The organism is Armatimonas sp. (assembly GCF_031410135.1).
GTDB lineage: Bacteria > Armatimonadota > Armatimonadia > Armatimonadales > Armatimonadaceae > Armatimonas.
The window spans coordinates 1-11,032 of sequence record NZ_JANNYP010000769.1 but is presented as its reverse complement, the minus strand read 5'-3'; the positions used below and the strand labels follow the sequence as shown (position 1 = coordinate 11,032).

Genomic DNA, 11,032 nt, shown 5'->3' with positions numbered 1-11,032 from the left:
CTACTTCCTACCGCAATATCGAGTGCAGAGGTGAGATTTGTGCTCGATGAGACCAGGTCGAAGGTAAACGAAAATTGCATCAGAGATGGGGTTTGTGAAAAATCCGTGGTTCGTGATGCATAGGCGGCATTGGCACCCGTACTTGTTAGCTGGAGTGTATTTGAAGTAATCGACCATACCTTAAGTGCGCCAGTTGTTGAGATTGCGTTCCATTGACCGGTGCTTGGGCTTGCATTGACATAGTCTGTGGTTGTACCACCGGCACTAAAATCCTGGCTAAAGAGAGTTTGCGCTTGTGAGTTGCTAACTGCGCCGCAGACGAGTAAGAATGTGGTAAGTATTTTTTTCATATATTGCATGGAGGTGAGTTCGTAAGATAGGTATCGAGCGACCCAACCTTAGCAATTCTATCAGGTAAGCTAATTACCTGCTGTCTATTTCGTATTAAATTTCGATGACATATGGGTTGGCAAGGTGAATTACGTCACACAAGGAGATCCTCTCGAATATAGTTCGATTGGCATGAGTTTTGCTTAGCAACGCATCACGATGCGATTTTTCCGACGTCCCCAACCACGGGTCAGTGTTGCCCAGCTAATGGCCTCCGCCCAGTCTGAGTTTGCTCGGGGCGTTCCTCGACAGACTATCTGTCAGAGCTGGCTGAATCAGGATCGGTGCTCGCTCACGCCCGAGGAGCGAGAGATCTACTGGCAAGCTGAGCGCCAGGTCTTTGCGGAGATGATTGCCCGAAACCAGCGGGGAGCGGAGCTGGAGAAACTCGGAAAGATCCCGGAGGCGATTGCGGAGTACGAGGCCAATGTCGTGGATCGTTTTTTGGGGGCACAACCCTACCAGCGGCTTCAGGCTCTCTACCTCTCGTTAGGCGACTACGACAAAGCCCTCTGTGTCTCACGCCTGCACACAAGCGTTTTGGCGGCGGCACGGCAGCCTTCGCCTAGCACCTGGGACGACAACGATGACTTCGATGGGGATGCGGTTGCCCCACCCCTGACGGCTCGCTTGCGTCTTGCCGATACCTAATTTTCGACTCGTTGGCCATCGCGCAAAGAGAGGATTTCGTCGGCTCCGGTGAGCATCCCGGCATCATGGGTGACGACAATCACCGTGCCTTTAGTGCGCCATGCCGCCAGCGCTTCAATCACTCGGTGCCCATTGGTCTGATCCAGCGCCGCCGTGGGCTCATCGGCAAAGAGAATCTCGGGCTCGTTGATGAGCGCACGGGCCACAGCCACCCGCTGGCGCTCGCCGCCGGAGAGCTGGCTGGGGAGCTTATGGGCCATCGTGGCGAGCCCCAAGCTCTCTAAAAGCTCTTGCGCTTTCTGGCGTGCGGCGGCACTGGGCTGCGGTGCTGCGACCACGATATTTTCCAGCGCCGTGAGGTAGGTCAGCAGAAACGGCTGCTGGAAAACAAAGCCAAAGCGAGTGCGCCGCAGGCGCATCAGCTCCGGATCGGGGAGGTGCGAGATCGCTAGCTCCCCGAGAGCCACTTTGCCTTCCGTAGGCCGCTTGAGCCCAGAGAGCAGATACAGCAGGCTGGATTTCCCGGAGCCCGACGGTCCCATGATGCCGTAGAACTTACCCGGCGGCAGGCTCATGCTGACATCACGGAGCGCGTAGGTAGTTCGCTCGCCATCACGGTAAGCCAGGGTCAAGTTTTCACAGGAGAGTGTGTCGTGCATCTTCTACCGCCTCTCAATAATGGTCACAGGGTCAAGCTTCAGCAAGCGGTAGGTAATCGTCCCCACCGAGAAAAGCGTAATACAGATCGGCACGGGGATCGTGTGCGCGTAGGCATCCAGGTCAAAGGGATCCAAAAAGAGTCCACGCGCTCGGAAGACGGACTCCCCGAGAAAGCGCATCAGGAGCGCCGTGGACGCTGCGCCGACAATCCAGCCTGCAATATTAAGCAGCGCTGTCTCTGCCAGCACCCGCCCAATGAGTTTTGGTCGCGAGTAGCCAATGGCCGCCAGCACCCCAAACTCCGAGAGGCGCTGGGTGAAGTAGATATTCGCCAGCATGCCGCTCATCAAGGTGATAGCAAAGATCACCGCGGAGGTGACTACCCCCATGATCATGTAGAGTGACTCTAGGCTGTCGCGCACCTCGGTGATGAGGTTTTCTTTGGAGAGCACCTGCACCTCGGTGGGGGAGAGCTTGCCCTTGGACTTATCACTCACCGGCATCATGGAGCGGTTGAGCGTGTCGCGCTGGCTGTTGTCCTTCCAGGTGTAGAGGGTGCAGCGCGGGTTGAGCAAGAAGTAGCGCGTGCAGAAGCTCCGGCTGGTAAAGCCCACCCAGACTGGGCCTTTTAATATCCCAACGAGCTTCACGGGAATGGGAGCCGCTGTCGCCATGCCGCCCTGCTCCGTTGGGCTCACCACGTTATCCCCGATCTTGAGCTTCTTATTCTCCACCATCGGCTCCGAGAGCACCGCCTCGGGCATTCCTTCGGCGGGCAGACGACCCGCGACGAGTGTTGTGCCCATCCGCTGCATTAGATAGTCCCGGTCATCGTCGGGCACGCCCAGCACCACAAAGGGCAAGCGTCCCATCACGGTCTTGATATTGCAGAGAAAGAACGCCCCCTCCATCGTCCGCTCCACTCTCGGATCACTCTCTACAATCACTCGTTGTGGTTCGGGGACTTCTCGGAACTGCTGCTGGGGGAGTACGTAGGTGAAGTAGTCGGTGTAACGGTAGATCGTCCGCACGGTTAAGTCAATCGCATTGGCCAGTACGGTGACACCTGCGATCAGAAAGACCGCTAGGACTATAACCAGCCCCATCGGCAGTGCTCGCGAAGCATTGCGTCGAAAATAAACAAGCGGTGAGAGAGGGTTTGTCATGTTCGTGAAAAATAGTACAAACGGATTGTACCTTACGATTGTAAACTCCAAAGTCTCACTTAGGTTCCGGATTGCTCGGCTCTGTTATAATTCCTACATGAAGCGTCTCCCCAATATTGTTTTTATTATCGCCGATGATCTCGGCTACGGTGACCTGAGCTGCTACGGTCAGGCGAAGTTTGCAACGCCGAATATTGACCGACTCGCCACCGAGGGCATGAGGTTTGTTCAGAGCTACAGTGGCAATGCGGTCTGTGCGCCCTCTCGCTCGGTGCTGATGACGGGGCTGCATCCAGGGCACACGCCGATTCGGGACAACCGAGAGGCGACGGAGAAACGCGAGGGGCAGTTTCCCTTGCCCGTGGGCACCGTGATCTTGCCGATGCTGCTCCAGAAGCAGGGCTATGTCTGTGGGGCGTTTGGCAAGTGGGGCTTGGGCGGGCCGGACACGCACGCTGCGCCGCTGAAGCTGGGGATTGATCGCTTCTTTGGCTACAACTGCCAGCGCGAGGCGCATAACTTCTACCCGCCGTATCTCTGGGACGACGACAAGAAAGTGCCGCTCAACAACCCAAAATTCTCCGCGCACCAGAAGCTTCCTGAAGGAGCCGACCCGGAGAACCCGGGTAGCTACGTGAGCTTTACAGGCAAGGACTATGCCCCCGATAAGATCATGGCGCAGGCGCGGCAGTTCATCAAAGACAACAAAGACAAGCCGTTTTTCTGCTTCGTCCCCACCACCGTTCCCCATCTCGCGCTCCAGATCCCCGAGGACGCGCTCGCGGAGTTTGTGGGTAAGTTTCCCGAGAAGCCCTACCCCGGAGGCCGCTCGTATCTGCCACACCGCACTCCACGGGCTGCCTATGCCGCGATGATCACCCGCCTCGATAAGGAAGTCGGGCGCTTGCTGGCACTGGTGGCGGAGCTGGGTCTCGACAATGACACGATCTTTGTGTTTACGAGCGACAACGGCCCACTTTATGATGAATTAGGCGGCACGGACACGGAGTTCTTCAACTCCGCGCGGGGCCTGCGGGGGCGCAAGGGCTCGCTCTACGAGGGCGGGATTCGCGTCCCGACGGTGGTTCGGTGGAAGGGAAAGATCAAGCCCGGCAGTGTGAGCGAGCGCGTGATCGGCTTCGAGGACTGGCTCCCGACTCTCTTTGAGCTCTTGGAAAAACGCACGCCCGTCAAGACCGATGGTGTCAGCTTCGCCCTGACGCTCTTAGGCAAACGCCAGCCCGAGCGCCGCTTCTTCTACCGCGAGTTCCCCGGCTACGGCGGCCAGCAGCTTGCGCGTATCGGAGAGTGGAAAGCGGTTCGCCAGAGCCTCAATAAGACGGCGAAGAACCCGAGTCCCGTCGTGAAAACGGAGCTCTACAACCTCAAGACCGACCCCAACGAGACCACCGATGTCGCCGCGCAGAATCCGCAGATGATCGCGCGGCTGGAGAAACTCCTCAAAGATCAGCACGTCCCCTCCAAAGACTTCCCGCTCGGCGTGATTGATCGGCCTTTGTGAGCGCCCTATTCTATAGGCTCGTCTCATCGTCGAAGATAAGAAGAGAAGCCCTTTATCCGGGCGAATTTATTTTTGTTGCAGTGGTAAAATAATTACTATGACCCCGTCTAAGAATCCTTTCCCTGGCATCAATCCTTTTATCGAGAGTCAGCTCTCTTGGATTGGCTTTCACGGGCTGTTTCTTGGGGAGCTGGTGGGGTTTCTCAATGAAGAACTCCCTGAGGATTTTGTGGCCTATTTGGAAGAGCGCTGCTACGTCAGCACGCCCCGTCAGGGTAGCTATCCCGATGTGGTTGTGCTACGGACCGTGCCGAATCTGCCTCTCGAAAGCCGTGGGGGGGCTGCGATTATGGAGCGTCCTGTAGTGAGTGTTGGTATGCACCCGACAGGCACGGTTCCACTTGCTCCTCTGGTGCGCGAGCGCTTCGTGACCGTTAGGGATCTAAGGCGAAATCGCGCAGTGACTCTTGTGATTGAGCTGCTAAGTCCTGCAAATAAGGATCGCTGGAACCCTGGCCATGCCTCTTATCTACGCAATCAAGAAACATTGTTGGGTAGTGAGACGCACTTAGTGGAACTCGATTTTTTGCGTGGTGGGGAACATACTGTCGCCTCTCCAAAGTTGGAACTTGTGAAGTGGGGAGCATGGGATTATCTCGTGTCGCTGCACCGTGCAGGGGCGGATAGCTGCGATTTCTGGCTGAACGCCTTGGAGAGTGCTCTGCCGGAGATCTACCTTCCCCTCATGCCAGATGCGCAGGGGGTAGAGGTTGCTCTCCAGACCATCTATGAGCGTACCTGGGCGAAAGGGGCTTTCTGGAGAGAGATTGACTACCAACTGCCCCTAAAACCCGCCGTGTCCGAGGGGCAGAAAGGCTGGCTGGCAGGTACAATTGGGACAGTATGAACAACACGCTTCAAGACTTTCTCAATGGCCAGCTCGACACACTTCATGCCGAGCATCTCTACAAACCTCTGACCACGGTAACTAGTGCGGTCGGGGCGCGGGTTAAGATCGCGGGCAGTGATCGTGAGCTGATCAATCTCTCGTCGAACAACTATCTCGGGCTTGCGGGGGATACGCGCCTGCGCCAAGCGGCGTCGGAGGCGGCGCTGGCAATTGGGGCGGGTGGCGGTGCGGTGCGGCCGATTATCGGTAATCTCCAGCTGCACAATGATCTCGAAAAACTGATTGCCGAGTTCAAGCACGTGGAAGATGTGCTGGTTTTTCAGAGTGGGTTTACGGCCAACGCGGGGACGATCCCCACCATCACCGATGCGGACGATCAGATTATTACGGATAGCCTGAACCATGCCTCGATCATTGATGGTTGCCGTCTCTCAAAGGCCAAGCGTGCGATCTACCAGCACTGCGATATGGACTCGCTGGAAGAAGCACTAAAAGCCGCGATGGGGGCCAAGAAGCGCCTGGTGATTACGGATGGTGTCTTCTCCATGGATGGTGATGTCGCGCCTCTGGACAAGATCTGTGCCCTCGCCGAGCAGTACGATGCCGCCGTGATGGTGGACGATGCCCACGGCTCGGGGGTGATGGGGGCCAATGGGCGGGGGACGGCCTACCACTTTGGGGTGCACCAGAAAATAGACATCCAGCTCGGGACACTCTCCAAGGCTGTCGGCGTGGTCGGAGGCTATATCGCGGGTTCGTCGGCGCTGGTGGACTTTCTCAAGCAGCGTGCACGTCCGTTTCTCTTCTCGACGGGCTGTCCGCCCGCAGTCGCGGCGGCGTGTATCAAGGGAATCGAGCTGATGCGCGACGAGCCTGAGCTCTCGGCGCGTCTCTGGGCCAACACGAAGTACTGGCAGGAAGGCTTGCACAAGCTCGGCTTCGACACGGGCGTCACGCAGACCCCGATTACTCCCGTAATGATCGGCGATGAGGCCAAGACCCAAGAGGCGCAGCGTCTCTTGCGCGATGAGGGCATTCTAGCACTCGCCATCGTCTTTCCCACCGTCGGGCGCGGCAAAGCACGCCTGCGCACCATGCCCACCGCCGCCCACACCCACACCGACTTTGATGAAGCCCTCGCCGCCTTTGAGCGTGTGGGGAAAAAGCTGGGATTGATCTAAACAACAAAACCCCTCCTTCCATAGCTTTTGGAAGGAGGGGCAAGGGAGGAGGGGATGCTTAGTTTGCGCCGCCCGTTCCACCCGTCATCTTGATCGAGATCGGGTACTCCTCAGAGCCAATCGTAACATAGAGGTTTCCTGCCAAGCCCGGAATCTTGTCCGTGCCCGATTTCCAGTCTACCTTGCTAATGATGCCACGAATAGCATACCAGGCATTGTCCGTCCCTCGGAGCTGACCGACCACGCGACCGTCGTTTGTGGCACGGCCATCGAAGCGGTGAGAGCCGAAGCTACCAATTATAGAGCCTTGTTTATCAATGGAGATGTCAATCGAGGACGATGTGACGAACTTTCCTCCAGGGACACGCGTGGCATCGAAGGCGGTTGCGAAGAGTCCTGCATCCGTGTAGGCAGCACGGTAGGTACTGTTCACCTCGGAGCCACCGACACTGGCCTCAAAGTTGCCTGCGTAGCTAGTCCCGGCAATGGTGAGAGTAAAGTCGCCTGAAGCACCGGTGCCACCCACACGGGTACCAAGCTTTCCTTGGATATTGCGTGTGGCATAGAGCGCCTGCTCAGCCACGGGGAGCGCTGCGACTTCGGTGGCGTTGTAGGTGATGGTACCGTTGAATCCGCCGTCGTTCTCGACACCACCGACCAGAGTTCCCACAGGTTTATTGAGGGCTTGGTTGAAGAAGCCAATCATCGAGCCAGAGGGATCAATGGTGAAGCTGACCGTGCCATTCTCACCCTTTTCCGGGATGCCGTAGGTTCCACGGTAAGCACCCTTGTAGGGGCTATCACCACCGGCAACAACCGAGGAACTCTTACTGAACGAGGCAGGATAGAGGCTGCCGCCCGAGCTGACGGTAAAGTTACCCTGGGCGGAACCATCGCCCGTCTTGACGAGCGTGCCTGCAAGAGGAAGAGTGACGTTAGCGATGGCGAACTTGACGCTGGCGGAGAAAGCCCCCGTATTACCTATCGTTCCCGTAAGAAGCCCGGTCTCGGCGCTGCCTGAGCGAGTGAGGGAGCCGATAATGTTGCCCTTGCTATCCACACTGTAGCTTGCCAGGCCGCTAAAGCTCTTGCCGTCCACTTTTAAGCGATCATCCACGCCGTAGACACCACTGTAGATGCCCTGATACTCACTATTGACCGTGCTCAGCGAGCCGCCAATCGTAAAGTAGCCACGCTGATCGGCACCACTGCGGGTAAGCGTGAAGTCACCACCGGAGCCCGTATTGCCGCCGCCACCCGTGCTACCACTCCCTTTGACGACCAAGAGACCGCTGATGGGAGAAGATGCTGTCGTATTTTTGAGAGACCCGGTGAACTTGCCTGTATTTTCCACAATGCCATCGAAGGCATACACAGCATTGGTATTGGCATCTGTGAACGAGCCGACCATCTTGCCTTTTTGTTCCACAGAGAACGAAAAGGTTCCATTCTCACCAACACCAGGTAGGGTATAGGTCGAAAGATACGTTCCCTGAAACTCACTGTCGGGTGGCGCGCCCCCTGCACAGCCGGTGAGTGCTGCCAGAGAGAGTGCTCCCATCGTCACGAGAAAGTCAGCACGAGTTTGCTTGCCCATAGAATTCATCCTTTCGCTTGGGCGGTACGGGCCGCCACATACGTCTGTCTTAAGTTATCGGTAAATACGGGGAAGGTTTTCAGGGGGGAAATCGAGAAACTAGCGCACATGTCAAAGCTTCGATTTGCTATAGTGGGCTGTGGCGTGATTCATGGGACTCACGTCGAGGCCATTCGTGCGCTGCCAGAAGATGCCGAGCTGGTGGCGGTCTGTGATGAGGTGGGGGATCGTGCTAAAGAAGTGGGCGAGAAAATCGGGGTTCGCCACTTCACCGATCTGACAGCCATGCTGGACTGGGGAGCGTTTGACGTCCTCACGGTCTGCACGCCCTCTGGGCTTCACGGCTCGTGCGGCGTTTTAGGGGCGAAGGCGGGCAAGCACATTGTCACCGAGAAACCCATTGAGGTTACCCTAGCCGCCGCCGATGCGCTGATTGCGGCCTGTAAAGAAAACAATGTTAAGCTGGAGGTAATCTCCCAGCACCGGTTTTCGTCGGGGATGCAGCTCCTCAAGGGCTGGCTCGATGAGGGCAAGCTCGGCAAGCTGGTCTACGGCGAGTCGGTGACCAAGTGGTACCGCACCCAGGCCTACTACGACTCGGGCGGCTGGCGTGGCACTTGGGAGCTTGATGGCGGCGGGGCGCTGATGAACCAGGGCGTACACTACGTGGATCAGCTCCGCTGGATCATGGGGCCGGTAAAGTCCGTGGCCGCGACCATGGGGACGATTGCCCACGAGCGCATCGAGGTCGAGGACATTGTCTCGGCCAGTATCGAGTTCCAGAACGGTGCGGTCGGGACACTTCTCGCGTCCACGGCGATGTTCCCTGGCTACAAGCAATCGCTGGAGATCTACGGGACGCACGGCACGGTCCTCATTGACAACAGCCGTGTCCGTCATGCCCAGTTCTCCTCGGGCGACGAAGAGCAGGGGATGTTTGGGGTGCAAGCCGCGGAGCCTATCGTCAAAGATGGCATCTTCACCGCGACGGGCGAGAAAGCCGACGTTGCCCAGTCACAAGGCGCAGGCGACCCACGCGCCATCTCCGGTAGTGGCCATGTCGCGCACCTCAAAGACCTCATTGGAGCTATCCGTGAAGATCGCGAGACCTTTATGAACGGAGCCGAAGCCCGCAGCGCTCTAGAGCTAATCGTCGGCGTCTACGAGTCCGCCAAGACCGGCAAACGCATCCAATTCCCGCTGTAGAAACCCTCCTCCCTTCGCTTCGCTCTTCCCTCCTCCCAAGCTTGGGAGGAGGGGGACTGGCTCCACACGGGCCCCACCAATGGCCAGCTTTGGGGCACCGAAGCACCCCTTACCCTCTGGCGACTGCGGCCTCCTACAGAATCAGTCCCCGGACAAAGACATCCATGACATTGTTCGTGTCGCCCGCAACCAGGTTGCTTGCATAAGACGCGAACATCACCGTCTGGCCGTCGGCGCTGATGGAGACGCCACAGGTGCTCAGCCCTCCACTGGAGCCATTGGCAGACCCTGGCTTGCCCGCCACGATTCCTTTGGACACCATGTAGGTCTTGCCGGTGCTGATATCACGCAGAAAGACATCCTCAAGGTTGTTGTTATCGGTGAAGCCATTACTGGCTTTAGTAACCAGGTTGTTTGCCCGAGACTGAAACGCGACCCGCATTCCGTTGGCGCTGATGCTAATGCCCCAGCCCTCGCTGTAGCCGCTGGCACCGTTGCCTTGGGCACCCGTGGAGTCCACTACGGAGGCCCGGATCGTGGTGTTGGTGAACGTGTCGCGCACAAAGACGTCCTCAAGGTTGTTGTTGTCGCCATTGACGAAGTTATTGCGCGAGGCAAACGCTACGTAGCGGCCATCCGCGCTCAGGGCCGAGCTGTAGCTGGTGCTCATGCCCTGAAGCCCACTGGTGGACTTGGAGACGAGCGTCGTGCTGCCTAGTGCCAGATTGCGAACAAAGACATCGCGGACAATCCCGTTGGTGTCACTTGCCACGAGGTTCGAGGCGACCGAAGAGAAGCCCACGACATTGCCATTGGCGCTTATGGTGACCTGTGCCAGCCCACTCTCGCCATTGCCGTAGGAACCCAGCCCCGTGGCACCCACGGAGACCAGCGTGGTCGTTCCCAGTGCCACGTTCCGCACAAATATCTGTGACCCCGCCGTCGGGCTACCCGTTAGGTTGGTGGCAAGCGAGCGAAACGCAATCATATTACCGTCGCCGCTGATCGCCGACGAGTCGCTCAGTCCGTTGCCCGGCGCACCGGTTGCATCGGCGGAGACGAGAGTCGTTGTCCCCAGCACCCGATCGTGGACAAAGGCATCGTTGGCGCCGTTGGTGTCTCCGGCCGCCAGGTTGGTGGCGTTGGAGCTAAACGAGACATAGCGCCCGTCGGCGCTGATGCTGGGGTTGTTGCTGTTACCGCCCACCGCCTGCGCCCCACCCGTCGCAACGGAAACACGCGTCGTGATGCCCGTTGCCCGGTCATGGACAAAGATATCGGAGAAACCATTGGTGTCGTTGCCTGCCCCGACGAGATTGGTCGCGACGGAGCGAAACGCGACAAACCGCCCGTTCGCACTGAGCTTTGCGCCTGAGTACGGGCTCTCGCCATTGGCCTGCACACCGCCCGTGGCAACGGAGACGCGCGTGGTTGTCTGTGCTTGCGCCGTGATGGCTCCCAGGAGGAGCGCACCCACAGCGAGTGGTAGAGATCGAATTTGTACTTTCATTATTTCCTCATATCCTTGTTTTCTTTCCCGTCGGGAGGACGGGTTTACATTTAGAAACAGTCTATAACTCCACTCTCCCAAAACTCTCCCAAACTTCCTACTATGGCAAATTTCGTGTAAGGAACGATAAGGCGGTGCGAAGCGCCTCAAAGCGGGACGTTTACCGTCCACGCTCGAATGACCCCCTCGTTCTCCCCGCTGACCTTCTCTGTCGTAGGAAGAGTATAACACCAAGGGGA

At 57.8% G+C, this 11,032-nt stretch carries 10 protein-coding genes; 5 read left to right on the top strand and 5 right to left on the bottom strand.

Features of this window, described 5'->3' with window-relative positions; genetic code table 11:
- The coding region (locus RMO15_RS28270) for a hypothetical protein (protein WP_309720878.1) at window positions 1–359 on the bottom strand (359 nt) is incomplete at its 3' end.
- Window positions 360–549: 190 nt separating this feature from the next.
- On the opposite strand from RMO15_RS28270, the gene RMO15_RS28265 reads away from it, so the two are divergent.
- Entirely contained in the window at window positions 550–1,041 is a 492-nt protein-coding gene (locus tag RMO15_RS28265; protein WP_309720874.1) for a hypothetical protein, read from the top strand.
- Here the strand turns inward: RMO15_RS28265 and RMO15_RS28260 are convergent.
- The gene (locus tag RMO15_RS28260) at window positions 1,038–1,700 is read right to left on the bottom strand and encodes an ABC transporter ATP-binding protein (protein WP_309720871.1); all 663 of its coding nucleotides are present in this window, start codon (window positions 1,698–1,700) and stop codon (window positions 1,038–1,040) included. The genes RMO15_RS28265 and RMO15_RS28260 overlap by 4 nt on opposite strands.
- A 3-nt stretch (window positions 1,701–1,703) precedes the next feature.
- Window positions 1,704–2,867, bottom strand: coding sequence for an ABC transporter permease (locus RMO15_RS28255; protein WP_309720868.1), 1,164 nt, complete (start codon window positions 2,865–2,867; stop codon window positions 1,704–1,706).
- Between the two features lie 97 nt (window positions 2,868–2,964).
- Here RMO15_RS28255 and RMO15_RS28250 point away from each other — a divergent pair, with 97 nt between their 5' ends.
- From RMO15_RS28250 to RMO15_RS28240, 3 genes are all read left to right on the top strand, one after another.
- Window positions 2,965–4,389, top strand: a complete 1,425-nt coding sequence (locus tag RMO15_RS28250; RefSeq protein ID WP_309720866.1) for an arylsulfatase — start codon at window positions 2,965–2,967, stop codon at window positions 4,387–4,389.
- A gap of 97 nt (window positions 4,390–4,486) precedes the next feature.
- Entirely contained in the window at window positions 4,487–5,296 is an 810-nt protein-coding gene (locus tag RMO15_RS28245; RefSeq protein ID WP_309720863.1) for a DUF4058 family protein, read from the top strand.
- Window positions 5,293–6,480 carry a glycine C-acetyltransferase gene (locus RMO15_RS28240; RefSeq protein ID WP_309720860.1) on the top strand — a complete coding sequence of 396 codons (1,188 nt, stop codon included), beginning with the start codon at window positions 5,293–5,295 and terminating at the stop codon, window positions 6,478–6,480. The genes RMO15_RS28245 and RMO15_RS28240 overlap by 4 nt, the downstream gene beginning before the upstream one ends.
- A 58-nt stretch (window positions 6,481–6,538) precedes the next feature.
- Here the strand turns inward: RMO15_RS28240 and RMO15_RS28235 are convergent, their stop codons facing one another.
- Complete coding sequence (locus RMO15_RS28235) at window positions 6,539–8,077, bottom strand: hypothetical protein (protein ID WP_309720857.1); 1,539 nt, start codon at window positions 8,075–8,077, stop codon at window positions 6,539–6,541.
- Between the two features lie 108 nt (window positions 8,078–8,185).
- On the opposite strand from RMO15_RS28235, the gene RMO15_RS28230 reads away from it, so the two are divergent.
- A complete protein-coding gene (locus RMO15_RS28230) occupies window positions 8,186–9,283 on the top strand; it encodes a Gfo/Idh/MocA family oxidoreductase (RefSeq protein WP_309720854.1) in 1,098 nt (365 codons plus the stop codon).
- 133 nt (window positions 9,284–9,416) lie between these two features.
- On the opposite strand, the gene RMO15_RS28225 is transcribed toward RMO15_RS28230, so the two are convergent.
- Window positions 9,417–10,793 (bottom strand): hypothetical protein, encoded by a 1,377-nt coding sequence (locus tag RMO15_RS28225; protein ID WP_309720851.1) that lies wholly within the window; start codon window positions 10,791–10,793, stop codon window positions 9,417–9,419.
- Between the last annotated feature and the right edge of the window lie 239 nt (window positions 10,794–11,032).